This window comes from Pseudomonas sp. LB3P25, from assembly GCF_054897985.1.
In genome coordinates this window covers 5389689-5413339 of the sequence record NZ_CM142711.1, presented here as the reverse complement: position 1 = coordinate 5413339, position 23651 = coordinate 5389689, and the positions used below count along the sequence as shown (strand labels likewise).

Below are 23651 nucleotides of genomic sequence, written 5' to 3'. Positions count from 1 at the left end.
TTGCCCGCGATGCTTTTAAAGCTTCATGCCGTGGCCAACGAACGCTTCTGCGAAACACTCAAAAACCGCAACAACGCCAGCAGCGGAAATGCGCTACCCACCATCACGATCCACAACCAGCCGCCATGTTCATACACCGCACTGGCCACCGAGGAACCAAACGCGCCACCGATGAAGATGCTGGTCATGTACAGCGCATTCAGGCGGCTGCGGCTTTTGGCGTCGAGGGCGTAGACCGCGCGTTGGCCGAGGACCATGTTCATCTGCACGCAGAAGTCGAGTACCACACCGGTGACGGCGAGGCCGATAACGCTGTAAACCGGATGGATGAACGCCGGCAGGAAGCTCAGGCTGGCGAACAACAGGGCCAGCAATGAAGCAATGCGAGTGTGGCCGGCATCGGCCAGTCGACCGGCGATGGGGGCGGCGATGGCGCCGATGGCCCCGACCAGGGCGAAGATCGCGATCTGGGTTTGCGACAAGCCATGATTGCGCGCCAGTTCCAGCGGTACGGCGGTCCAGAACAGGCTGAAGGTGGCGAACATGCACCCCTGGTAAAACGCGCGCTGCCGCAAAACCGGTTGTTGACGCAGCAGGGTCCACAAAGAGCCCAGCAACTGACCATAAGAAGCGCTGTGGTCAGGCTGGCGCTTGGGAATCGTCAGCGCCAACACCATGCTGATCGCCGCCATCAATACCGCAGCAATCACAAACATCGCACGCCAGCCGAAATGGTCAGCCACCACGCTGGACACCGGTCGCGCCAACAGAATCCCCAACAGCAAACCGCCCATGATCCCGCCGACCACACGGCCACGAGACTCTTCCGGGGCCAAATGTGCAGCCAGTGGAATCAGGATCTGCACCGACACCGAACTGAACCCCACAAGCAGCGAGATCAGCAAAAACACGTTTGGCTGATCGGTAAACGCGGCGCCTAACAGGCTGGCAATCGCCACCACGGTAGTGATGATCATCAAGCGACGGTTTTCCAGCAGATCACCCAGCGGCACCAGGAAGAACAGACCCAACGCGTAACCGATCTGGGTCAGTGAAACGATCAGGCTGGCCATGGTGCTGGTCAGGCCGATGTCGGGTGCGATCAGGCCGATGATCGGTTGGGCGTAGTAAATGTTGGCAACGATGGCGCCGCAGCAGAAGGCAAACAGCAGCACCATGCCTCGGGTCATTGTCGCGGTGCCGTGGGGCACCTGGGTCGCTGGGTTCATAACGGGTCTCGCTGAGCAAAAGAGAATGCGCGCAGGCTAAAGGGCTATCGGAACGGGCAGAAGAGGGTTTGGAGTGATAGCAATCATTCCGTTGCGGAATGAGTGACGGACGTGTGTGATGTCCATCGAGGAACCTTGCGTCAAAACATTGAGGTCCGATGATACATTCACTTACATCCTGTTCGATAGCGTGCTTATGTTCTCTCTTCACGTTCCATAAAACGGAAGGCACTTTCATGAATGCGATGTTTCGTCACCTGATTCGCGGCGCTTCAGTTGTTACCTTGATCGGCTTGTTTACGGCAGGTCTCGCCCAGGCTGCTGACGCGCCGGGCATGCGCATCGGGGTTCGCGGCGAGATCACCGGGGTCAGCCCCGACATGCTGAAAGTCCACGTCAACAGTGGTGAGAACGTGGTCATCAATCTGACCAAGGACACCAAAGTCCGCGCCGTTACCCTGGCCAATATCGAAGACATCAAACCTGGCAGCTACATCGGCTCGGCGGCCATTCCGCAGGACGACGGCACACTGAAGGCGCTGGAAGTCCACGTCTTTCCACCGGAACTGGCGGGCAGTGGCGATGGACATCGGCCGTTTGATCTGGTCAAGGGCAGCAGCATGACCAATGGCAGCGTGGGCGATCTGGTGGTCAGCAACGGCCGGGTTTTGACCGTCAACTACAAGGGCGGGCAACAGAAGATTCTGGTGCCGGAGGATGTGCCGATCGTCAATCTGATGCCGGGGGATCGCAGCTTACTGAAGGTGGGCGTGAAGATCGTGACGTTTGTGACCCAAAGTGCTGACGGGACGCTGACCGCCCAATCCATCTCGGCCGGCAAGGATGGCGTGACGCCGCCGATGTAACTGCTTGGCGCAAACCCTGTGGGAGCGAGCCTGCTCGCGATAGCGGCGTGTCAGGCAACAAATTTATCGAATGGATAAATGTCATCGCGAGCAGGCTCACTCCCACAGGGGATCTTCAGCGAACACAAGTTTTGTGTTCGGCCACAAAAAAGGCGACCTTCTCAGGTCGCCTTTTTCGTTCGGCTCAGAAATTACTGACCGCTGTAAATCTGATCAAAGATCCCACCATCATTGAAGTGGGTCTTTTGCACAGTCCGCCAGTCACCAAAGGTCTTCTCTACCGACAGGAAATCCACTTTCGGGAAACGATCGGTGTACTTGGCCAGCACCGCCGGATCACGCGGACGCAGGTAGTTCGCCGCCGCAATTTCCTGACCTTCCGGCGACCACAGGTACTTCAGGTATTCCTCGGCCGCAGCGCGGGTGCCTTTCTTGTCGACGGTTTTATCGACCACCGACACCGGCGGCTCGGCTTCAGCGGAAACACTTGGGTAGATCACTTCAAACTGGTCACGACCAAACTCACGGGCAATCATTTCCGCTTCATTTTCGAAGGTCACCAGCACGTCGCCAATCTGGTTGGTCATGAAGGTTGTGGTGGCTGCGCGGCCACCGGTGTCGAGGACCGGCGCTTGTTTGAACAGCTTGCCGACGAAGTCTTTGGCTTTGCTTTCGTCGCCACCGTTTTTCAGCACATAACCCCAGGCCGAGAGGTAGGTGTAGCGGCCGTTACCTGAAGTTTTCGGGTTTGGCACGATCACCTGCACGCCGTCCTTGAGCAGGTCGGGCCAGTCTTTCAGGGCTTTCGGGTTGCCCTTACGAACGATGAACACGGTGGCCGAGGTGAACGGCGCGCTGTTGTTCGGCAGGCGGGTGACCCAGTTGTCCGGGACCAGTTTGCCGTTGTCCGCCAGGGCGTTGATGTCGGTGGCCATGTTCATGGTGATGACGTCAGCCGGCAGGCCATCGATGACCGAACGCGCCTGTTTGCTGGAGCCGCCGAAGGACATTTGCAGGGTGATGTTTTCGTTGTGCTCGGCTTGCCAGTGTTTCTGGAAGGCAGTGTTGTAGTCCTTGTAGAAATCGCGCATCACGTCGTAGGAAACGTTGAGCAGGGTCGGTGCGGCCTGAGCAACGCTGGTCAGTGCCAGGCCAGCGGCCAGAAGTGAGGCGCCAAAGAGTTTTTTCACTGCGCAGTCCTTGTTTTTTTGTAGGAGCTGCCGAAGGCTGCGATCTTTTGATGTTGATTCTTCAAGATCAAAGATCGCAGCCTTCGGCAGCTCCTACGGGTTAGTTGTCAGTCATTAAAAGAGGTGTTGCCACCGTTTTGCCCGCGACTATAACGGGGCTCGCATAGTCCTTTAAAGATTAAAAAGCACTTTGCTTATTCCAGCTTCTTAAACAACGCATTCCCGCATCGGGAGCAGAACGCTGCCCCATGTTCGTGGCTGTTTTTCTTGCACTCCGGGCAGTCGTGTTGCAGTTGCTCACCACGCATGGCGTTGGCCAGTTCGGCGGTGAAAATCCCGGTGGGCACAGCGATGATCGAGTAACCGGTGATCATCACTAGCGACGAAATCACCTGACCCAGCGGCGTCTTCGGCACGATGTCGCCAAAGCCTACGGTGGTCAGCGTGACGATAGCCCAATAGATGCCTTTGGGAATGCTGGTAAAGCCGTGCTCGGGGCCTTCGATCACGTACATCAAGGTGCCAAATACCGTCACCAGGGTGCAGACGCTGACCAGAAACACCACGATCTTCTGCTTGCTGCCGCGCAATGCAGACATCAGGTAGTTGGCTTGTTTGAGGTACGGGCTGAGCTTGAGTACGCGGAAGATCCGCAGCATCCGAATGATCCGGATAATCAGCAGGTACTGCGCATCGGCGTAGTACAACGCAAGAATCCCGGGCACGATCGCCAGCAAATCCACCATCCCATAAAAGCTGAACGCGTAGCGCAACGGCTTGGGCGAGCAGTACAGGCGCAGGCCGTATTCGATGGCGAAGATGACGGTGAAGCCCCACTCGATGTACGCCAGCAGGCTGGCGTAGTTCTGGTGAACCGCGTCGATGCTGTCGAGCATCACGATCACAATACTGGCGAGGATGATCAACAGCAGGATGCCGTCGAAGCGCCGCCCAGCCACCGTGTCGCTCTGGAAAATCATGACGTAGAGGCGATGGCGCCAGTCGTTGTTACTGTCCATAAGGTCTTGCCCAAGCCGAAAATGAGAGAAGCCTGGGTGATTGACGAGGATTGCGCAAGCGGGACGCCGGGTACGCCATGTTCAGCCGGTTCTAGTCGTTCATGGCTTAAGAAATTGATTATCTCGTCGATATAGCGACTTCCCACAGAACAAGAACCTTTGTCTCGATGTGCTGCCCGGATTTCAGGCGATGGGTTTCAAAACCACACGGAAGCGATATGGATAGTAAGTTTTTCAAGAAAAGCCTGCTGGCAATGGTTGTCAGCGCTTCGACCGCTCAGGCATTTGCCAGCGAGTACGACCTGAGTCAGGGTTTCAAGGACTGGACTGGTCAAACCCTTGGTGAAACCTTGACCCTGACCGGGCAACGAACCCGCCAGAGCAACACGGACAATAAAGGTGTCACGTTCTTCCAGAACACTGTCGCGGGCTCACTCATTAACCGGGGCGACTTCACTTTCGACGCTCAAGGCGCGACGGTGACCGGGATCGGACTGGATGCCGGTTTCCATGGTTTCAACTCCAGCGGCAGCAACATCCAGGGTGACTTCATCAATGCCGGCAAGCTTTCTCTTTCCAACGTGAATAACGCTGAGGGAATCGAGATCGGTAATACCACTATCACCGGCAATGTCATCAACGCCGGGACTGTCTCCATCACCCAGGCATCGGGAGCCAATATCTATGGCGAGCCTGAGGGTATCTACCTTCATGGGACCACTATTGGCGGCGATCTGATCAACAGTGGTGTTGTCGATGTGCACGGTAACGATGCCATGGGGCTGATTCTGGATTCCCATTACGGGCATCCCGTGAGCATCGCCGGCAGGCTTCTCAACTCAGGAACGATTCGTGCCACGGGTCAGAACGCCTCCGCTTTTCACGTCGAGACCCAAACCAGCGCGTTGAGGATCGAGAACAGCGGCTCGATCATGAGCGTCGGCAAGGACTCCGGGGCTATCGAGTTTTTGGATGGTTCAGTCGACTATTTGCTCAACACCGGGACTATTCAGGCATCGGGTGAAGACGCCGCGGGCATCAAGCTCGGCGGTGCCACTTTCACGCAGAATGCTGTGTCTGGCGCTCGGGGCATTATCAACTCCGGCAATATCACTGCGGACGGTGTTGCGATCCGGGTCGATGCGGACCAGACATCAGCGTTCGAGATCAACCAGCAAGGTGGCGAAATTCGCAGCAATCATGCGGCGGCCATCGATGGCGCAGGGTTGGCGCAACTGAACTGGACCGGCGGTGCGATCAAGGGCGATCTGCTCAACCTCAATGGGGTGAATGTCGCTGGTCAGGCCAATTACACCGGTAGCAAAATCGACAGCACGGTTTCCATCGTTTCGGGATCTCTGAACCTTCAGAACCAGGGGGTCGTGATTACCGGTGACCTGAACGTCGGTGCCAACAGTGGTATCGATATGTTGCTTTCGGATCGCGTCACGCCCGGTACGCCTTATTTGACGGTGGACGGCAAGGCCACCTTCGCCCAGTCCTCCACAGTGACATTGAATGCCAAACCAGGTGATTTCACGCCGACCGCTGCCGGCACTCAATACACACTGGTCAAGGCCAGCAGCCTGCAGAACAACGGGTTGAGCGTCACCAGTTCGTCCTCGTTGTTGAACGTCGCCAGCTATACAACCGATGCTCAGACCGTCAACGCACTGGTCACACTGAAAAGTGACAGTCAGGTGGATGAAGAGCAGGGGAGCATCGGTACTTCCAGCAGCACTCGCGAGATTCTCAATCGCTTCAAGAATGGCCCGCTGGGACAATTGCACAGTGATGATGCGGTCTTCAGAGCCTTTGCCAACGCCTCTTCCCAAGAGGAATTGGCAAAGCTCGGCGAGCAACTGGCTCCGGAAGTCAGCGGTGGGGCGGTCAATGCGGCAGTGTCGGGTCAGGCGATGATGAATGGAGCGATCAGCAACCGCGTGTCCGGTCTGCGCTCGGGGCTCTCATCAGGGGATTCGCTGGCAGATACCGGCGTATGGATTCAGGGTTTGAGCAGCAATCAGGATCAGGACAGTCGTGATGCGGTCGCCGGTTATTCGGCCAACAGCAGCGGTGTTGCTGTCGGGGCGGATGGCAAGCTGAATGCCAACTCCACCGTGGGTCTGGCCTATTCGTATCTGAACACTAACGTTACTTCCGATACCGGAAATAAAACCGATGTACAGGGCAGCGCATTGACGCTGTACGGCAGCTGGGATCTGCGCAACTGGTTTGTCGATGGCAGCCTCAGTTACGGGCGCAATGACAATGACAGCAAACGTTATATCGCCGACAGCGTGGCCAAAGCCAGCTACAACAGTGACGCATGGGCACTGAGCGCCTTGAGCGGTTATACCTTCAAACTCACTGACCAACTGATTGTCGAACCCCGTGTCGCCGCACGTTACACCAATATTCAGCTGGACAGTTTTAATGAGCATGGCTCTTCGGCCGCCCTGCACTCCAATGCCCAGCGCTTCGAAATTGGCGAGCTGGGTGCCGGGTTGCGAATGGCCGCTGACGTGCCACTGCTCAATGGCACCCTTACACCTGAAGCGAGCGTGATGGCTTACCATGACTTCATCGGTGACCAGATCAATCAGACCTCCAGTTTCACCTTGGGGGGCTCGCCTTTCATTGTCGCGGGAGCCCGCCCGGTACGTGATAGTTATGAAGGTCGCATAGGGGTGAAGTATCAAATTGATGCTCTAACCCTGGGGACCCATTACAGCTATCAAGCGAAGACCGGTTTTAACGCCGACACCTTTACCCTTGAAGCGCGCTACGCTTTTTGATCGACTGGATTGCAACGGTTCGCGCGGGTGGACCGTTGCGTCTGATCAACAGGTTAAAACCATGTTTAAAGCACTGGCCGCCATCGGCTTCGCGCTCCTCGGGCTCAGCGGGTGCGCGGGTAAAGTGGATTTGCAGGCGGTAAGCCAAGGCTCTTCGCTTACTCCTGGCACGCTCGATAGTTCACCTTACACACTCATGGCCTTGCTACCGCCACCAGGGGGCTACAAGCATCTGCGTGTTTACATCGAAGGCGATGGTCGGGCGTGGGCGACACGATCTCAACCGAGTATCGATCCGACCCCTCGCGTGTCCTTGATGGCGAGATTGGCCGCTGGAGATCGGGGGCCCAGCGCCTATCTGGCGCGCCCTTGTCAGTTCGTGACATCGCCGGGTTGCAACACTGATTTGTGGACTTCCGGTCGTTTCAATTCATTGGTCATAGAGGCCATGAGCGCGGCCCTTGATCGTCTGAAAAGTCGCTTTGCAGTGGAGCAGTTTGAACTGATCGGATACTCGGGCGGCGCGGCGATTGCCTTGATCCTTGCGGGTTCTCGTAACGACGTCACTCAGGTGCAAACGATTGCCGGGAATCTCGACCCTGTAAAGTGGGCGAAGCTGATGCAGCTCGCGCCATTCTCGAAGCCGGTGACACCTCTAGAGTTTCGCGACAAGTTGCGTGCGCTCCCGCAACGTCATTTCATCGGTTTGAATGACAAGGTCGTGCCGCCTCAAATGCTCCAGGTCTACATCACGCAGCTTCAGGGCAAATGCCTGGAAGTCGTCGAAACCCTCGCCACTCACGATCAGGGATACGATGAAAGTTGGGGCTCGCGGTCGGATCTGCCATTGGCTTGCGAGACTGACCCATTGCGCTGAATGCAGATTCAGCCCTTTCAGGCGCCACCCTTGGTTTGGCGCTCAATAGCGCAAGGCGCACTGTCGACAGCGGCCTGGCGCAGCACCCGAATGCCGGCACGGATCAGCCAGCAGGCGAGGATGAAAGGTGCGGTCAGCGTGGCCAGCCCGAGTGCGGCAAAACCCGGTGTGAGCAGGACCGCCAATGCAATGCCGAGCAGCGGCAGCCAGGGTTGGCGACGTTGCTGACTGAAGGCGAGCGCCGCGAGCACAGCGTTGTAGCCGCTCAAACCCAGCAGTGCGTTTGACGTTTCGTGATGCAGAAGTGCAAAGCCGAGGCCGGTGGCGGAAGCCAGCAGCGTCCAGAGAAAAGCGCGGCGATCTGCGATCAGCAAGCCCGCAGCAATCAGAGCACCGGCCAGCGGATGACCCAGAAACATCACCTGACCGAGCCCTTTCAATGAAGCGGCGAGCAGGTTGAATGTGTTCATCTCGATCACCGGTGCGGGTGATTGAGGCGTGGCAAACGACAGTAGCAACCAACTCATCCCGACGAAGGGTGCGGTGTAAGCGGGCAGGCAATGATGATCGCGGGCGCGCTTGAGCCATTGCTCGGTCAGCATCGCGCTCAGGCCGCCAGCGGCGATGATCAGCGGCGGCAACATGGCTGACCATGGGAAGTAGAGGCTCAGCAGCAAACCGAGCAAGACACCGTTGTAACTGAAGAGTCCGGCCTGTCGATCGGCCTTGGCATAGCCGCGTCGTTGCGCGGTGAGTAACCCGGCGACACCGCCCAGCAGTGCACCGCCGAGCAGGGCGGGCGCGGTGAAAAGAATGGCCAGCAGGCACAGCAGACCGCACAGCGGGTTGCGCTGGAGGAAGATCTGGCTGAATCCGTTGAGCAGGGCAGTCGCCCAGTCGGGGCAGTGGGTGTTGAAGTGGTTGGCAGGCATTTTAGGTCTGTGGTGTTTCAGTTAAATCGTGTCGCCTGCTTCGCGAGCAGGCTCGCTCCCACACTGAATCTGTGTTCAGTCGCCAGATTTGTGAACAACACAAATCAACTGTGGGAGCGAGCCGGCACCGGGCGGCGTTCCGACGAAGAGGCCGGTACAGGCGCTAAATCAACGTCTCGATTCGCAACGAATTAGTCGACCCCGGCTGCCCAAACGGCACACCCGCCGTGATCAATAACGTGTCGCCACGCTTGGCCATGCCCTGCGCCTGGGCAATCTCCAGCGCCGTCGAGCACACCTCATCCACCTGCCGCAGCCGATCATTGACCACCGAGTGCACGCCCCACGCCACCGTCAACCGGCGAGCGGTCTGCAGGTTCGGCGTCAGGTTGAGGATCGGCACCGTCGGCCGTTCCCGCGCCGCACGCAAACTCGACGTGCCGGACTCGCTGTAATTCACCAGCACCGCCACCGGCAGCACATTGCTGATGCGACGAATCGCGCAGCTGATCGCATCGGAAACAGTCGCCTCGGCCTTCGGCCGGCTCACGTCGAGTTGCGCCTGATAGTCCGGGCCGTTTTCCACCTGGCGGATGATTTTGCTCATCATCTGCACGGCTTCCAATGGGTATTCACCGGATGCAGTCTCCGCCGACAACATCACCGCATCCGCACCTTCGGCGACGGCGTTGGCGACGTCGGTCACTTCGGCACGGGTCGGGGCAGGGGAGAAGCGCATCGACTCCAGCATCTGCGTCGCCACCACCACCGGTTTGCCGAGCTGACGGCAGATGGTGATGATGTTTTTCTGAATCTGCGGCACGCTCTCGGCCGGCACTTCCACGCCCAGGTCACCGCGAGCAACCATGATCGCGTCGCTCAATTCGGCGATCTCGCGCAGTTGAGTCACGGCCGATGGCTTCTCGATCTTGGCCATCAAAAACGCTTTGTCGCCGATCAGTTCGCGGGCTTCGCGGATGTCTTCAGGACGCTGCACAAACGACAGCGCGACCCAGTCCACACCCAGCTCCAGACCGAAGCTCAAATCGCGGCGATCTTTGGCGGTTAGTGGGCTCAGTTCCAGCACCGCTTGAGGTACGTTCACGCCTTTGCGGTCCGAGAGTTCGCCGCCATTGAGTACGGTGGTGTCGATGGCATCGGAGTACTTTGTCACCACGCGAAGGCGCAGCTTGCCGTCGTCCAGCAGCAGGTCCATGCCCGGCTCCAGCGCCGCGATGATTTCCGGGTGAGGCAAGTTGACCCGGCGCTCATCGCCCGGCGTCGGGTCCAGGTCCAGGCGCAGTGCCTGACCACGATGCAGTTGCACCTTGCCCTCGGCGAACTTGCCGACCCGCAGTTTCGGGCCTTGCAGGTCCATTAGAATGCCCAGCGGATAATTCAGCTGGCGCTCGACTTCACGAATCCACTGATAACGCTGCGCATGGTCGGCGTGATCGCCGTGGCTGAAGTTCAGGCGAAAGATGTTGACCCCGGCCTGCACCAGCTCACGGATGTTATTGATTCCGTCGGTGGCCGGGCCGAGGGTGGCGAGGATTTTGACCTTTTTATCAGGCGTCATTTTTTGTGCTCTCGAGAATCAGGATGGCGCGGAAGTCGTTGACGTTGGTGCGGGTCGGCTCGGTGACGATCAGCGCGTCCAGCGCCTCGAAATAGCCGTAGCCATTGTTGTTGTCCAACTCGTCGCTGGCGCTCAGACCGAGTGCAGCGGCGCGGGCGTAGCTGTCCGGGGTCATGATCGCGCCGGCGTTATCTTCGGAGCCGTCAATGCCATCGGTGTCACCGGCCAGCGCGTAGACGCCGGGCAGGCCTTTGAGGCTGTCGGTCAGGCTCAGCAGGAATTCGGCGTTGCGCCCGCCACGGCCATTGCCGCGTACGGTGACCGTGGTTTCACCGCCCGAGAGGATCACGCACGGCGCTGCCAGCGGCTGACCGTGCAGTACAACCTGACGGGCGATACCGGCGTGAACCTTGGCCACTTCGCGGGATTCGCCTTCCAGGTCGCCGAGGATCAGCGGACTGAAACCGGCCTGACGGGCTTTCACCGCAGCGGCTTCAAGCGACTGCTGTGGGCGGGCGATCAGCTGGAAGTGACTGCGCGCCAGGCTCGGGTCGCCGGGTTTGACCGTCTCCGATTCCGGGCTCTGAAGCCAGTTGCGCACCGAGGCCGGGACTTCAATAGCGTAACGCTTGAGGATCGCCAGGGCTTCGGCGGAGGTGCTCGGGTCGGCCACGGTGGGGCCGGAGGCGATGACCGTGGCGAGGTCGCCCGGTACATCGGAAATCGCATAGGTATACACAGTGGCAGGCCAGCAGGCTTTGCCGAGACGGCCGCCCTTGATCGCCGAGAGGTGCTTGCGCACGCAGTTCATCTCGCCGATGGTGGTGCCGGATTTGAGCAGGGCTTTGTTGATCGACTGCTTGTCGGCCAGGGTGATGCCGGCCGCCGGCAAAGCGAGCAGGGCAGAGCCACCGCCTGAGAGCAGGAAGATCACGCGGTCGTCTTCGGTCAGATTGCTGACCAGATCCAACACGCGTTTGGCGACCGCCAGACCGGCAGCATCGGGCACCGGGTGAGCGGCTTCGACCACTTCGATTTTTTCACACGGGGTGCCGTGACCGTAACGCGTCACCACTAAACCTGATACTTCACCCTGCCAGCAACGCTCCACCACTTGGGCCATGGCCGCGGCGGCTTTGCCGGCGCCAATGACGATCACCCGACCGTTGCGGTCTTTGGGCAAATGGGCTTCGAGGACTTGCTGCGGATGGGCCGCGTCGATGGCTGTGGCAAACAGCTCGCGCAGGAATTGTTGCGGATTGACCGACATGGCGGGCTCCCGGATTTCTTGTTATTGGAGGGCGACTCGGTTCCTTGTGGGAGCGAGCCTGCTCGCGAAGGCGGCTTCGCATTCAACATGAATGTTGACTGACACATCGCCTTCGCGAGCAGGCTCGCTCCCACAGGGTTTGGGGCTGGGCTTATTTATCGCGAATCGAGAAATTCGCCATGTGTTCCAGGCCCTTGATCAGCGCCGAGTGGTCCCAGTTGCTGCCGCCGATGGCCGCGCAGGTGCTGAACACTTGCTGGGTGTTGGCGGTGTTCGGCAGGTTGATGCCCAGCTCGCGTGCGCCGGCCAGGGCCAGGTTCAGGTCCTTCTGGTGCAGGCTGATGCGGAAGCCTGGGTCGAAGGTGCCTTTGATCATGCGCTCGCCGTGAACTTCGAGGATCTTCGAGGATGCGAAACCGCCCATCAGCGCTTCGCGCACCTTGGCGGGATCGGCACCGTTTTTCGAAGCAAACAGCAGGGCTTCGGCCACGGCCTGGATGTTCAGCGCCACGATGATCTGGTTTGCCACTTTGGCGGTTTGACCATCGCCGTTGCCGCCCACCAGGGTGATGTTCTTGCCCATCGCCTGGAACAGCGGCAGAACGCGTTCGAAGGCATCGGCATCGCCGCCGACCATGATGCTCAGGGTCGCGGCCTTGGCGCCGACTTCACCGCCGGACACGGGTGCGTCGAGGTACTGCGCGCCTTTTTCGTTGATTTTGACCGCGAAGGCTTTGGTGGCCGTCGGCGAGATCGAGCTCATGTCGATCACGACTTTGCCTTTGCCAACACCGGCCGCAACACCATCGGCGCGGAACAGCACGTCATCGACTTGCGGAGTATCCGGCACCATGACGATGATGAATTCGGCTTCTTGCGCGACTTCTTTCGGGTTTGCCAGGGCGACGGCACCACCGGCAATCAGGTCGGCAGGCGCAGGGTCGTGGTGCGCCGACAGGAACAGGCTGTGACCGGCTTTCTGCAGGTTCAACGCCATTGGGTGGCCCATGATGCCGGTGCCGATAAATCCGATTTTAGCCATGAGAAATTCCTCTTGTTTTTATTGCTGCTTCAAGCAAATAGGGGAGCGCTGCTTTTTTGTGGGGGCGAGCCTGCTCGCGATGAGGCCGTAACATTCGACATCTCTGTTGCCTGTTACACCGCTATCGCGAGCAGGCTCGCTCCCACAGGGATCTGCGTCAGATCGCGTTGTGGGTTTTCAGCCAGCCCAAACCCGCTTCAGTAGTAGTCAGTGGCTTGTATTCGCAACCGACCCAACCCTGATAACCAATGCGGTCCAGGTGTTCGAACAGGAAGCGGTAGTTGATTTCACCGGTTCCCGGTTCGTTGCGCCCAGGGTTGTCGGCCAACTGGATGTGGTTGATCTCGCCCAAGTGCGCAGCCATGGTGCGGGCCAGGTCGCCCTCCATGATTTGCATGTGGTAGATGTCGTATTGCAGGAACAGGTTGGCGTTGCCGACCTGTTCACGAATCGACAGGGCTTGCGCCGTGTTGTTCAGGTAGAAGCCGGGGATGTCGCGGGTGTTGATCGCTTCCATCACCAGTTTGATGCCCGCCGCTTGCAGCTTGTCAGCGGCGTACTTGAGGTTGGCGACGAAGGTTTTTTCCACGGTGGCATCGTCGATGCCTTGTGGACGAATACCGGCCAGGCAGTTGACCTGGGTGTTGCCCAATACTTTCGCGTAGGCAATCGCCAGGTTGACACCGGCGCGGAATTCTTCGACCCGATCCGGCAGGCACGCGATACCGCGTTCGCCCTTGGCCCAGTCACCGGCCGGCAGGTTGAACAACACTTGGGTCAAGCCATTGGCATCGAGCTTGGCTTTGATCTCGGCGGAGCTGAAGTCGTAAGGGAACAGGTATTCGACACCACTGAAGCCGGCCTTGGCGGCCGCTTCAAAACGGGCAAGAAAATCCTGTTCGGTGAACAGCATGGACAGGTTGGCTGCGAAACGCGGCATGGTGGTCTCCTGTAAAAAATAGGTGCCTGTAGCAGCTGCCGAGGCACGAGGCCGTGGCGAGGGGATTTATCCCCGTCCGGCTGCGCAGCAGTCGTGAGCTTTTTGGGGCTGCTTCGCAACCCGACGGGGATAAATCCCCTCGCCACGGCCTCGTGCCTCGGCAGCTGCTACAGGTATCAGGTCAACTTAATCGAGCAGCGAAATCGCGGTTGGCGCATCGTTACCGACCAGCGCCAGGTCTTCGAATTCGTTGACGGCGTTGATCTCGGTGCCCATGGAAATGTTGGTCACGCGCTCCAGAATAATCTCGACGATGACTGGCACCTTGAACTCTTCGATCAGCTCCTGAGCCTTGCGCAGGGCAGGCTGGATCTGGCCCGGTTCGAACACACGCAGCGCCTTGCAGCCCAGGCCTTCAGCGACCGCGACGTGGTCGACGCCGTAACCGTTGAGCTCCGGAGCATTGAGGTTGTCGAAGGACAGCTGCACGCAGTAGTCCATGTCGAAACCGCGCTGAGCCTGACGAATCAGCCCCAGGTACGAGTTGTTCACCACCACGTGGATGTACGGCAGCTTGAACTGCGCGCCCACCGCCAATTCTTCGATCATGAACTGGAAGTCATAGTCGCCCGACAGCGCCACAACTTTACGGGTCGGATCAGCCTTGACCACGCCCAGCGCTGCCGGAATGGTCCAGCCCAGAGGACCTGCCTGACCGCAGTTGATCCAGTGGCGCGGTTTGTAGACGTGCAGGAACTGCGCGCCGGCAATCTGCGACAGACCGATGGTGCTGACGTAGCACGTGTCTTTGCCGAACACCTGGTTCATCTCTTCGTAAACCCGCTGCGGCTTGACCGGCACGTTGTCGAAGTGAGTCTTGCGCTGCAGGCTGGACTTGCGCTGCTGGCAGTCTTGCAGCCAGGCGCTGCGGTTTTTCAGTTTGCCGGCGGCTTGCCATTCGCGAGCGACTTCGTTGAACACAGTCAGCGCGGCAGCGGCGTCGGAAACAATGCCCAAGTCCGGGGTGAACACGCGGCCGATCTGGGTCGGTTCGATGTCGACGTGAATGAATTTTCGGCCTTCGGTGTAAACGTCGATCGAACCGGTGTGACGGTTAGCCCAACGGTTACCGACACCCAACACCAGGTCGGACTTGAGCATCGTGGCGTTGCCGTAGCGGTGCGAGGTTTGCAGACCGACCATGCCGACCATCAATGGGTGATCGTCCGGGATGGTGCCCCAGCCCATCAGGGTCGGAATGACTGGGATGCCGGTGAGCTCGGCAAACTCCACCAGCAATTCGCTGGCGTCGGCATTGATGATGCCGCCACCGGCCACCAGCAACGGACGCTCGGCCTGATCGAGCATGGCCAACGCCTTCTCGATTTGCACGCGGTTAGCGGTGGGCTTGGCCAGCGGCAGTGGTTCGTAGGCGTCGATGTCGAATTCGATTTCAGCCATTTGCACGTCAAACGGCAGGTCGATCAGCACCGGGCCTGGACGGCCGGAGCGCATTTCGTAGAAGGCTTTCTGGAACGCGTAAGGCACCTGGCCTGGTTCCATGACGGTGGTTGCCCACTTGGTCACTGGTTTGACGATCGCGGTGATGTCGACAGCCTGGAAGTCTTCCTTGTGCATACGGGCGCGGGGTGCCTGGCCGGTAATGCAAAGAATTGGGATCGAGTCGGCCGAGGCGCTGTAGAGCCCGGTGACCATGTCGGTACCGGCGGGGCCGGAAGTGCCGATGCACACGCCGATGTTGCCGGCCTTGGTGCGGGTGTAGCCCTCGGCCATGTGCGAGGCGCCTTCAACGTGGCGAGCGAGGACGTGATCGATGCCACCGACCTTCTGCAACGCGGAGTACAGCGGGTTGATCGCGGCGCCCGGGATGCCAAAAGCGGTATCAACCCCTTCACGGCGCATCACCAGAACGGCGGCTTCGATTGCTCTCATTTTGCTCATGGTTTTGTGCCTCTTACGTTTTGTAATTGTATACAAGTGGCTTTGCGCAGAGTGTATTCACGGCGGACGGCGCAGGTCAATCCATTTTCTCAAGCGGCCGTTTCATTCGTCGGAAGCCCAATCTGCTGTGGCTTTTCGTCGCATGTGGCGCTTTTCGAAAATTATTGTATACAAAAAAATAACTCATTGTGTTCTATTTGTTCCATCGGACTTCTGAACAAAAAACAGTCCAACCGCTTTCCCTATAACAAAATGAGGACGGCACCATGAGCGCTTTAACCTTGAAAGTCGCAGTCAACCTGGCCAATCAGGCCATCTCCGCAGGGCGTGCAATCTCGGCGGCTCCATTGACCATCGCCGTACTGGATGCCGGTGGGCACTTGGTCACCCTGCAACGTGAAGACGGCGCCAGCTTGCTGCGCCCGCAGATCGCCATCGGCAAAGCCTGGGGCGCCATCGCCCTGGGCAAAGGTTCACGCCTGCTGGCGCTGGACGCACAACAACGCCCGGCGTTTATCGCCGCTTTGAACAGTCTGGGGCAGGGCAGCGTCGTCCCGGCACCGGGCGGCGTGTTGATTCGGGATCAGGAAGGGAACGTGCTGGGGGCGGTGGGTATCAGCGGTGATCTTTCGGATGTGGATGAGCAGTGTGCAATCAATGCGATCGAGGCTTTGGGGTTGCGGGCGGATGCGGGGGTGACTGCTTGATTAATGGGTGATTGATCTACCGCTATCGCCAGCAGGCTGGCTCCCACAGGTGGACTATCTGAATGTCAGAGATCCACTGTGGGAGCCAGCCTGCTGGCGATGACGGACTACCAGACACATCCAGCTAAATGTCTACCCCGCCCTTGGGTAATATCAGATCTAGCCTTCTTCATGAATTAATCATGCAAGGGGCAAAGGAATGCCTGATCTACCCGCCTCAAATCGCTTGCGCATCGGCCGTTGTACCGAACAGAACCGCATCTATCTCTTAACGACAAACACACTCGACCGAGAACCTGTTTTCAAGGACTTCACCTTGGGCAGATTAGTCGTCTCGCAATTTCGCGCTGCGCAGGACCAAGGTTGTGCAAACTCACTGGCCTGGGTCGTCATGCCGGATCATTTTCATTGGTTGATCGAATTGCAGCAGGGGTCGCTGGGCGGACTGATGCAAAGGACCAAGTCTTTGAGTACCAAGGCAGTGAATCTGTCTGCCGGCCGTAGGGCCAGTCTTTGGCAGCGAGGTTTTCATGGTCGAGCGCTGCGTCGTGAAGAGGACTTAGTAAAGGTTGCCCGGTATGTTGTGGCTAACCCGTTGCGGGCCGGGTTGGTCGAGCGGCTTGGCGACTATCCACTGTGGGATGCTATCTGGGTTTGATCCAAAACCGAGTTGCCCCCATCGCCAGCAGGCTGGCTCCCACAGGTGGATTATCTGAATGTCGGAGATCCACTGTGGGAGCCAGCCTGCTGGCGATAGGAGCGCAGCGGTCTACTGATCCGGCTCACACCCTTTAAGCACCAACCGGATAATCGTTTGCGCCGCCGCTTCATAATCAGCCTCATCCAGCTTGGCCTTTCCGGTCACTGCGGAAATTTGCCAGTCGAAGTCGGCATAGGTCTGGGTCGCGGCCCAGATGCTGAACATCAGGTGATTGGGGTCGATCGGGGCGATCTGGCCGCGGTCGATCCAGGTCTGGATGCAGTCGATGTTGTGCTTGGCCTGGCCGTTGAGCCGTTCAACCAGATCGGCACTCAGGTGCGGGGCGCCGTGCATGATTTCGCTGGCGAACACCTTGGAGGCGAAGGGCAGGTCGCGGGAGATGCGGATTTTCGAGCGGATGTAGCCGCTCAGCACATCGCTGGGCACGCCGTCGGCGTTGAACGGTGTCGAGGCCTGCAGAATGGGTTCGATGATGCTTTCCAGGACCTCGCGGTAGAGGTTTTCCTTGGATTTGAAGTAGTAGTAGACGTTGGGCTTGGGCAATCCCGCCTTAGCTGCGATGTCACTGGTTTTGGTCGCAGCGAAGCCCTTGTCGGCAAATTCTTCACTGGCGGCACGCAGGATCAGTTCTTTGTTGCGCTCGCGGATAGTGCTCATAAACCAGGGGGTTCCTTGCCTGTTCTGGCGGTTGCGCATGGTAGCACCGGCCTCGCGCGGCGCTCAAGAATGCCCCGTGCGGCACCCGGCCGCGCTATGCTGCGCGGCATTCATTCAAGAAGGAAACCTGATTCATGGCAGGAAGCAGTTTGCTGGTGCTGATCGACGACATCGCCGCGGTACTCGACGATGTGGCGTTGATGACCAAAATGGCCGCCAAGAAAACCGCTGGTGTGCTCGGCGACGATCTGGCGCTCAATGCCCAGCAGGTCAGCGGCGTACGTGCCGAGCGGGAAATCCCGGTGGTGTGGGCGGTGGCCAAGGGCTCGTTTCTCAACAAGCTGATCCTGGTGCCGTCGGCCTTGGCCATCAGTGCATTCATTCCGTGGCTGGTCACGCCATTGTTGATGGTCGGTGGCGCGTACCTGTGTTTCGAAGGTTTCGAGAAGCTCGCCCACAAATTCCTGCACAGCAAGGCTGAAGACCAGGCCGAACATGCCGAGCTGGTCGAGGCTGTGGCCAATCCGGCGGTCGATCTGGTGGCCTTCGAGCAGGACAAGATCAAAGGCGCCATCCGCACCGATTTCATTCTCTCGGCGGAAATCATCGCCATTACCCTCGGCACCGTGGCAGATGCTCCGCTGACCCAGCAAGTCATCGTCCTCTCGGGCATTGCCATCGTCATGACCATTGGCGTCTATGGCCTGGTCGCCGGCATCGTCAAACTCGACGACCTCGGTCTGTGGCTGACCCAGAAGCCTGGACAGATGGCCAAGAGCATCGGCGACGCCATTCTGCGAGCCGCGCCGTACATGATGAAAAGTCTGTCGGTGATCGGCACGGCGGCGATGTTCCTGGTGGGCGGGGGGATTCTTACCCACGGTGTGCCGGTGGTTCATCACTGGATTGAAAGCGTCAGCGCGGGGGCGGGTGGTGCCGGGTTTATCGTGCCCACGTTGCTGAATGCGGTGGCAGGGATTGTGGCGGGGGCGGTGGTGTTGATGGCTGTTATGGCCGTGAGCAAAATCTGGAAAGCGCTGAAAGGCTGAAGCCTGGCACTGACCAAATGTGGGAGCGAGCCTGCTCGCGAAGAGGCAGTGTCAGTCGCCATCCCTGTCGACTGATACACCGCTTTCGCGAGCAGGCTCACTCCCACAGTTGATTTGTGGTGTTTGAAGTTATAGGCATGAAAAAGGCCATTCGATTCGCATCGGATGGCCTTTTTTGTCGCCGATGGAATTACTCGGCGATCTGCAACTTGCGCGACTCGGTGTACACGTAGCGCACTTTCTCGTACTCGAATGGTGAGTTCAGCTGGCCATAGCGGAAGCTGTTCTGGTAGCGCTTGTCGATACCACGCAGAACCCAGATTTCCGGGTGGTTTTCGCTGACTTCGGAGACGTTCAGGAAGTTGATCGCCGACTCTGCGGTGAAATCGACCGCCAGGCCCCCGGTGTCGCGGATATTGGAAGGTCCGAGGATCGGCAACACGAAGTAGGCGCCGCCCGGTACACCGTAGAAGCCCAGCGTCTGGCCGAAGTCTTCGCTCTGGCGCGGCAGCCCCATGGCGGTGGCCGGGTCCCACAGGCCGGCGATGCCGACGGTGGTGTTGAGGAGCAGGCGCGCGGTGGTTTCCATCGAGCGCTGCCCCTTGAACTGCAGCAAGCTGTTCAGCAGGTTCGGCACGTCACCGAGGTTATTGAAGAAGTTGCTGACGCCGGTGCGCAGGAAACTCGGGGTGATGTAACGATAGCCATTGACCACTGGCAGGAACACCCATTGGTCGAAGCGATAGTTGAAGTGGTAGACGCGGCGATTCCACTCTTCCAGCGGGTCGTAGACGGCCAGCGCGCTAAGCGTCGAGCGTTCGAACTCGCGCTGATCCAGCCCAGGGTTGAATTTGAGTTTGCTCAGCGGCTCCTTGAAGCCATCACTGTCGATGACAACCGGTGCGTTGGCTTTGCTGTTATCGGCATTGGCGACGCCTGCACAGAGTAACGCTGCGATAAGCAGGAGGTATTTAGCCACGGAAGAACTCCAGCATGGCGTCGCTGTTGACGCGGTAATTAAGGTTGCCGCAATGGCCGCCCAGTGGATAAACGGTCAAACGATCGCCAAAGGTCTTGCGCAGGAAGCCGAGGTCGCCAGGGCCAAGAATCACGTCGTCGGCGTTGTGCATGACGGCGATTTTCGGGCTGTCGTGCAGGTAATCCTTGAGCGCATACAAACTGACCTGGTCGATCAGTTGCAGCAGGCTGCCGCCGTCGGTGCGGGCGCGCCACATCGGGATGAGCTGTTCGGTGATGTAACAGTCGAAGTCGCACTGCAGCGCACGCTTGAGGTACGGCGTGAGGCTGGTGCCTTCGGTAATCGGGTACTTCGGCGGGGTGATGAGGCCGCGGCGGTTGATCAGGTCCGAGGTGAAGGCAATGTCGGCGGCCGAGAAGCGGAATGAGGTGCCGATCAGCATGGCCATCTGTTCGTTGCTCAGGTGCTGCCTGGACTGCTGGAAGTCGTAGAGCAGGGCATCGTTGAGGTCGATGTAGCCCTTTTGCTGGAAGTAGCGGGTCAGTTTGTTCAGCACCAGTTCGTAGAATGTTGTGCTGTTGTTGATGCCCTTGACTTCCGTTTGTACAAGCTTGTCCAGGTTGGTGATCGAGGTGTAGAGATTGACCGGCGGGTTGAGCAGCAAGACTTTCTTGAAGTTGAAGCTGCGGCGGGTTTCGTCCAGGTGCGCGACAAATGCCGCGTCCAGGGCGCCCAGGCTGTAGCCGGTCAGGTAGTAATCGGTGACGGGGACTTTCGGGTTTTGTGCCCGCACGGCCTGCATTACCCGGTACATGTCTTCGGCATCGTCCTCGGTGATACCCGGGGTGGCGAAGCGTGAGGCGGCGCTCATGAAGTCGAAGCTGGTAGGCGACGACAGTTGCACCACATGGTAGCCGGCCTTGTAGTAGAGCTTTTTCAGGTATTCGTTAAGGCTGCTGTCGTAGCGCGCGCCGGTACCGGAGATCAGGAAAATCAGCGGTGCGGCTTTATCCTGGGTGGCAATGCGATAGGTGAGCTTCTTCACCGGCCAGAAGTTGTCCGGCAGGTCGAACTCACGCTCCGGGCGTAAGGTAACGCTGCGTGTCTGCTGATCGATGTCGTCGTCCAGCGGCAACTCCGGACGCAGGTTCGGCGGTGTCGTGGCAATGGTCGCCTCGAACGGGTTGGTCAAGGGGTAGCCATAACTGGCGGCGTCGATGTCCACCGCCAGTGCGGACGCACTCAAAATAAGGCCGCCAAACAGGGCGGCGAAGCGCAAGGAACGGAGCATGACTAGATCCCTTAGAGGAAGGTGCCGAATGAAGTTCGCAGGCTATGACCACGGGGTTTGCGCCAAAGTGCCATGGATCGGCACCAATCAGGCCTAATTTCGGAGTAATGGTAGCTGGACGATACACTTTGCAGCTATTTCGTGACCAATTATCTGTTACACGCGTTTGCTTACTGCTGGCGGGGGATTAAGCTGGCCGCCGTCTTCGTTTATTGGAGTGCTTCATGTCCCGCCGCCTACCTGTGATTCTGCTGCTCGTTCTCCTGCCGTTATGGCTGGCCGCCAGTTATGGCGCGCGTTATGGCTTTATGGAGGATGCTCAATGGGTTGGCATCTGTGTGGACGAAGCGAGTCGGTGGGAATGCCAGGTTCGTTCGAGCCTGGGCCTGATGATTCACTTCAACGTATTGGGCTTCGCGGCATTGGCGGCCGCCGTTATCGGTTTTGTGCTACCGGGCCGGGCAGGGTGGTGGTTGGCGGTGCTGGCGCTGGTGTTCGGGTTTCCGGCGTTGGCGTTGTACAACACGACGTTGGCTGTTTTTGCGGTGGTGATTGCTGGATTGCGGTTGGTTCGGGCTTCCCGCAGCGCCTGAAAGTCAGTCTTCGCGAGCAGGCTCGCTCCCACAATAGAACTTCAGTGAGCACAAAATCTGTGTACGACGAAGATCAAATGTGGGAGCGAGCCGGCTCCGGGCGGCGATCCGACGAAGAGGCCGGCATCGGCCCTGAAGATCAGCCTTTGCGAACCCGCAAACTGCGCCACAACGCTACAACCATCAACGCACTCACCAGCGCCCAACCCCAGGCCTGTTGATTCTGCCACCCTTCACGATAAAGCTGCGGCGCAATGCCAGCACCGATGATGAAGGTCAGCAGGGCAATTTCCCGACGCGGAACGCTCACCGGACGGCACAGATAGACCAGCGCCGGCAGGACGAATGCGACACTCGGGAAGCTGCGATAACGCGGATCGAACACCAGTTCCAGCATCGTCACCGCAGCGGCAAACCCGGCCACAGCGAGCAACCAGCCAGCCCGACGTTCCAGCGCATTGAACGCCCGTTCACGCCAGCCAGTGCGAGCGCTCAGGGTCAGTGCCGCATGGGCCAGCACCAATACGTTCAACACCGTCAGCAAAGCGACCCACAACCATTCAGTGGCAAACCGCGTGGTGACCCGGGCCAGGTCGCCCCAGGCGCCAATCGAGCAAGCGGCCAGCGCACCCAGCAGCGGTAGAACCAATGCTGCGCGAGTGCTGCGTACACGACCGCCGAGGATCAACGTGCCAAGGAAGATCAAACCACCCACCACCAGCCACTGCGTCCAGTAAGGCACGTTCGACACCGGACCTGCGAGCACGCCCTTGTCCTGGCGATCAGCATCGAACAGCCCCCAGTAACCCCCGACCGCGCCTTCGCTGGCGCGTTTCCACGGTTGGTCGAAGGCCTCGATCAGGTTGTAATGCCAGCCTTGCTGCTGCGCCATGATGACAAAAGCGCGAATGAACCTGGCTTCATTGACCCGGCTCGGCAGCGCGGTTTCACGCTGACGGCCTTCGCTCGGCCAACCGGTTTCGCCAATCATCACGTCCTTGGGTGCGAACTTGTTGCCGAACACCTGACGTACTTCGGCTACATGCTGCAGCGCGGCGTCGATATTCGACGGGTCATCTTCCCAGTACGGCAATAAATGGATGGTCAGGAAATCCACCGCCGGGGCAACTTCCGGGTGCTTGAGCCAGAACTCCCAGACGTCGGCGTAAGTGACAGGTTGTTTGACCTGGCTTTTGACTTTATTAATCAGCTTGGCCAACTGCTCGCCGGTGACTTCCTTGCGCAGCAGGGTTTCGTTGCCGACGATCACCGAGGTCACCACGTCCGCGTTGGCGTTGGCCGAGGCGATCAGCAGGTCGACTTCCTTGGCGGTGTCCACCGGGTTGCTGTTGACCCAGGCGCCGATCATCAGTTTTAGCCCGTGCTTGCGCGCCAGATCGGGCAGGGCCCCGAGGCCGGTCATGGAATAGGTGCGGATGCATTCGAAGCTTTTGGCCAGCAGCGCGAGGTCGGCGTCCATGCGCTCGGGGCGCAGCTTGAACGGCTGATCGAACGGCGATTGGTCCTTGTCGAACGGGGTGTAGGAGGCGCATTGCAGTTTGTGCGTCGCGCTGGCCACGTCCGGCAGCATCACCGGTTTGCCGAGGCCGTACCAGAAGCCACCAAGGGCAAAAAGCCCCAGCAGGCAGGCAAATAGATAAGCGAAAAAAGGAAAACGTGATGTCGCGGGCATGGTCAGGCCGTCTGGGAGCAAAGCCGCGCATGTTACCTTCATTTGCCGCGTGCTTGGTGGCCTGCATGATTTTGACATGCAAAGTTCGGGCGGATTGGCCGGCGGGCTTACGGTGGTCTAGATTAATGGCGTTCTGATGTCGTTTCTCGATGCCTTGAGGTCGCTGGCAGAGAAGGTCGCCATTGTCGTGAGGTTGATTATCGACGCATCAGTGCTCTCATAGATAAATCGCGCTGATGTTCGGATGAGTTTGCGGT

At 58.9% G+C, this 23651-nt stretch carries 20 protein-coding genes; 7 read left to right on the top strand and 13 right to left on the bottom strand.

All coding sequences use genetic code 11. The features are described from left to right. Positions 1 to 23 precede the first annotated feature (23 nt). Positions 24 to 1229 carry an MFS transporter gene (locus tag ACYZTW_RS24875; protein WP_462002202.1) on the bottom strand — a complete coding sequence of 402 codons (1206 nt, stop codon included), beginning with the start codon at positions 1227 to 1229 and terminating at the stop codon, positions 24 to 26. 236 nt (positions 1230 to 1465) lie between these two features. Here ACYZTW_RS24875 and ACYZTW_RS24870 point away from each other — a divergent pair, with 236 nt between their 5' ends. Further along, positions 1466 to 2095, top strand: coding sequence for a hypothetical protein (locus ACYZTW_RS24870; protein WP_462002201.1), 630 nt, complete (start codon positions 1466 to 1468; stop codon positions 2093 to 2095). 191 nt (positions 2096 to 2286) lie between these two features. Here the strand turns inward: ACYZTW_RS24870 and ACYZTW_RS24865 are convergent, their stop codons facing one another. Then, positions 2287 to 3285: a sulfate ABC transporter substrate-binding protein gene (locus tag ACYZTW_RS24865; protein WP_309676598.1), complete on the bottom strand. Its 999-nt coding sequence runs from the start codon at positions 3283 to 3285 to the stop codon at positions 2287 to 2289. 194 nt (positions 3286 to 3479) lie between these two features. Then, the gene (locus ACYZTW_RS24860; RefSeq protein WP_462002200.1) at positions 3480 to 4304 is read right to left on the bottom strand and encodes an ion transporter; all 825 of its coding nucleotides are present in this window, start codon (positions 4302 to 4304) and stop codon (positions 3480 to 3482) included. Between the two features lie 218 nt (positions 4305 to 4522). Here ACYZTW_RS24860 and ACYZTW_RS24855 point away from each other — a divergent pair, with 218 nt between their 5' ends. Then, positions 4523 to 7102 (top strand): autotransporter family protein, encoded by a 2580-nt coding sequence (locus tag ACYZTW_RS24855; RefSeq protein ID WP_462002199.1) that lies wholly within the window; start codon positions 4523 to 4525, stop codon positions 7100 to 7102. 61 nt (positions 7103 to 7163) lie between these two features. After that, positions 7164 to 7979, top strand: coding sequence for an alpha/beta hydrolase (locus ACYZTW_RS24850; RefSeq protein WP_462002198.1), 816 nt, complete (start codon positions 7164 to 7166; stop codon positions 7977 to 7979). A 17-nt stretch (positions 7980 to 7996) separates the two neighbouring features. Here ACYZTW_RS24850 and ACYZTW_RS24845 read toward each other — a convergent pair whose 3' ends face one another. The 6 genes from ACYZTW_RS24845 to gcl all read right to left on the bottom strand — a co-directional run bounded on the left by ACYZTW_RS24845 (position 7997) and on the right by gcl (position 15704). Further along, positions 7997 to 8911 carry an urea transporter gene (locus ACYZTW_RS24845; RefSeq protein WP_462002197.1) on the bottom strand — a complete coding sequence of 305 codons (915 nt, stop codon included), beginning with the start codon at positions 8909 to 8911 and terminating at the stop codon, positions 7997 to 7999. Positions 8912 to 9074: 163 nt separating this feature from the next. Beyond that, complete coding sequence (gene pyk, locus ACYZTW_RS24840; RefSeq protein WP_462002196.1) at positions 9075 to 10490, bottom strand: pyruvate kinase; 1416 nt, start codon at positions 10488 to 10490, stop codon at positions 9075 to 9077. After that, positions 10480 to 11760 carry a glycerate kinase type-2 family protein gene (locus tag ACYZTW_RS24835; RefSeq protein ID WP_462002195.1) on the bottom strand — a complete coding sequence of 427 codons (1281 nt, stop codon included), beginning with the start codon at positions 11758 to 11760 and terminating at the stop codon, positions 10480 to 10482. The genes pyk and ACYZTW_RS24835 overlap by 11 nt, the downstream gene beginning before the upstream one ends. Before the next feature lie 151 nt (positions 11761 to 11911). Continuing rightward, on the bottom strand, positions 11912 to 12802 hold the full coding sequence (locus ACYZTW_RS24830) for a 2-hydroxy-3-oxopropionate reductase (RefSeq protein ID WP_462002194.1): 891 nt from the start codon (positions 12800 to 12802) through the stop codon (positions 11912 to 11914). 157 nt (positions 12803 to 12959) lie between these two features. Further along, the gene (gene hyi, locus ACYZTW_RS24825) at positions 12960 to 13742 is read right to left on the bottom strand and encodes a hydroxypyruvate isomerase (RefSeq protein ID WP_462002193.1); all 783 of its coding nucleotides are present in this window, start codon (positions 13740 to 13742) and stop codon (positions 12960 to 12962) included. Between the two features lie 186 nt (positions 13743 to 13928). Continuing rightward, entirely contained in the window at positions 13929 to 15704 is a 1776-nt protein-coding gene (gcl, locus tag ACYZTW_RS24820; protein WP_462002192.1) for a glyoxylate carboligase, read from the bottom strand. 266 nt (positions 15705 to 15970) lie between these two features. Here gcl and ACYZTW_RS24815 point away from each other — a divergent pair, with 266 nt between their 5' ends. Further along, positions 15971 to 16411, top strand: coding sequence for a GlcG/HbpS family heme-binding protein (locus ACYZTW_RS24815; protein ID WP_149629130.1), 441 nt, complete (start codon positions 15971 to 15973; stop codon positions 16409 to 16411). A 199-nt stretch (positions 16412 to 16610) separates the two neighbouring features. After that, complete coding sequence (locus ACYZTW_RS24810; RefSeq protein ID WP_462002191.1) at positions 16611 to 17069, top strand: REP-associated tyrosine transposase; 459 nt, start codon at positions 16611 to 16613, stop codon at positions 17067 to 17069. 111 nt (positions 17070 to 17180) lie between these two features. On the opposite strand, the gene ACYZTW_RS24805 is transcribed toward ACYZTW_RS24810, so the two are convergent. Next, positions 17181 to 17789, bottom strand: a complete 609-nt coding sequence (locus ACYZTW_RS24805; RefSeq protein WP_462002190.1) for a TetR/AcrR family transcriptional regulator — start codon at positions 17787 to 17789, stop codon at positions 17181 to 17183. A gap of 134 nt (positions 17790 to 17923) precedes the next feature. Here ACYZTW_RS24805 and ACYZTW_RS24800 point away from each other — a divergent pair, with 134 nt between their 5' ends. Beyond that, positions 17924 to 18838: a DUF808 domain-containing protein gene (locus tag ACYZTW_RS24800; RefSeq protein WP_462002189.1), complete on the top strand. Its 915-nt coding sequence runs from the start codon at positions 17924 to 17926 to the stop codon at positions 18836 to 18838. A gap of 190 nt (positions 18839 to 19028) precedes the next feature. On the opposite strand, the gene ACYZTW_RS24795 is transcribed toward ACYZTW_RS24800, so the two are convergent. Both ACYZTW_RS24795 and ACYZTW_RS24790 read right to left on the bottom strand, forming a co-directional pair. Further along, positions 19029 to 19817, bottom strand: coding sequence for an MlaA family lipoprotein (locus ACYZTW_RS24795; RefSeq protein WP_462002188.1), 789 nt, complete (start codon positions 19815 to 19817; stop codon positions 19029 to 19031). After that, positions 19810 to 21108: a serine/threonine protein kinase gene (locus ACYZTW_RS24790; protein ID WP_462002187.1), complete on the bottom strand. Its 1299-nt coding sequence runs from the start codon at positions 21106 to 21108 to the stop codon at positions 19810 to 19812. Before ACYZTW_RS24790 ends, ACYZTW_RS24795 begins: the two co-directional genes overlap by 8 nt. Positions 21109 to 21332: 224 nt before the next feature. On the opposite strand from ACYZTW_RS24790, the gene ACYZTW_RS24785 reads away from it, so the two are divergent. Further along, a complete protein-coding gene (locus ACYZTW_RS24785; protein WP_095127736.1) occupies positions 21333 to 21701 on the top strand; it encodes a hypothetical protein in 369 nt (122 codons plus the stop codon). A 139-nt stretch (positions 21702 to 21840) separates the two neighbouring features. On the opposite strand, the gene ACYZTW_RS24780 is transcribed toward ACYZTW_RS24785, so the two are convergent. Further along, positions 21841 to 23436, bottom strand: coding sequence for a glycoside hydrolase family 17 protein (locus ACYZTW_RS24780; protein ID WP_462002186.1), 1596 nt, complete (start codon positions 23434 to 23436; stop codon positions 21841 to 21843). Positions 23437 to 23651: the final 215 nt, after the last annotated feature.

What these genes read in the sequence shown, in the direction of transcription:
- ACYZTW_RS24805 (WP_462002190.1), bottom strand. Translation starts at nt 17,789, where the DNA reads ATGAGCACTATCCGCGAGCGCAACAAAGAACTGATCCTGCGTGCCGCC.
- ACYZTW_RS24850 (WP_462002198.1), top strand. Translation starts at nt 7,164, where the DNA reads ATGTTTAAAGCACTGGCCGCCATCGGCTTCGCGCTCCTCGGGCTCAGC.
- ACYZTW_RS24780 (WP_462002186.1), bottom strand. Translation starts at nt 23,436, where the DNA reads ATGAAGGTAACATGCGCGGCTTTGCTCCCAGACGGCCTGACCATGCCC.
- ACYZTW_RS24830 (WP_462002194.1), bottom strand. Translation starts at nt 12,802, where the DNA reads ATGGCTAAAATCGGATTTATCGGCACCGGCATCATGGGCCACCCAATG.
- ACYZTW_RS24810 (WP_462002191.1), top strand. Translation starts at nt 16,611, where the DNA reads ATGCCTGATCTACCCGCCTCAAATCGCTTGCGCATCGGCCGTTGTACC.
- ACYZTW_RS24800 (WP_462002189.1), top strand. Translation starts at nt 17,924, where the DNA reads ATGGCAGGAAGCAGTTTGCTGGTGCTGATCGACGACATCGCCGCGGTA.
- ACYZTW_RS24860 (WP_462002200.1), bottom strand. Translation starts at nt 4,304, where the DNA reads ATGGACAGTAACAACGACTGGCGCCATCGCCTCTACGTCATGATTTTC.
- ACYZTW_RS24790 (WP_462002187.1), bottom strand. Translation starts at nt 21,108, where the DNA reads ATGCTCCGTTCCTTGCGCTTCGCCGCCCTGTTTGGCGGCCTTATTTTG.
- ACYZTW_RS24785 (WP_095127736.1), top strand. Translation starts at nt 21,333, where the DNA reads ATGTCCCGCCGCCTACCTGTGATTCTGCTGCTCGTTCTCCTGCCGTTA.
- ACYZTW_RS24835 (WP_462002195.1), bottom strand. Translation starts at nt 11,760, where the DNA reads ATGTCGGTCAATCCGCAACAATTCCTGCGCGAGCTGTTTGCCACAGCC.
- pyk (WP_462002196.1), bottom strand. Translation starts at nt 10,490, where the DNA reads ATGACGCCTGATAAAAAGGTCAAAATCCTCGCCACCCTCGGCCCGGCC.
- ACYZTW_RS24855 (WP_462002199.1), top strand. Translation starts at nt 4,523, where the DNA reads ATGGATAGTAAGTTTTTCAAGAAAAGCCTGCTGGCAATGGTTGTCAGC.
- ACYZTW_RS24815 (WP_149629130.1), top strand. Translation starts at nt 15,971, where the DNA reads ATGAGCGCTTTAACCTTGAAAGTCGCAGTCAACCTGGCCAATCAGGCC.
- ACYZTW_RS24845 (WP_462002197.1), bottom strand. Translation starts at nt 8,911, where the DNA reads ATGCCTGCCAACCACTTCAACACCCACTGCCCCGACTGGGCGACTGCC.
- gcl (WP_462002192.1), bottom strand. Translation starts at nt 15,704, where the DNA reads ATGAGCAAAATGAGAGCAATCGAAGCCGCCGTTCTGGTGATGCGCCGT.
- ACYZTW_RS24870 (WP_462002201.1), top strand. Translation starts at nt 1,466, where the DNA reads ATGAATGCGATGTTTCGTCACCTGATTCGCGGCGCTTCAGTTGTTACC.
- ACYZTW_RS24875 (WP_462002202.1), bottom strand. Translation starts at nt 1,229, where the DNA reads ATGAACCCAGCGACCCAGGTGCCCCACGGCACCGCGACAATGACCCGA.
- hyi (WP_462002193.1), bottom strand. Translation starts at nt 13,742, where the DNA reads ATGCCGCGTTTCGCAGCCAACCTGTCCATGCTGTTCACCGAACAGGAT.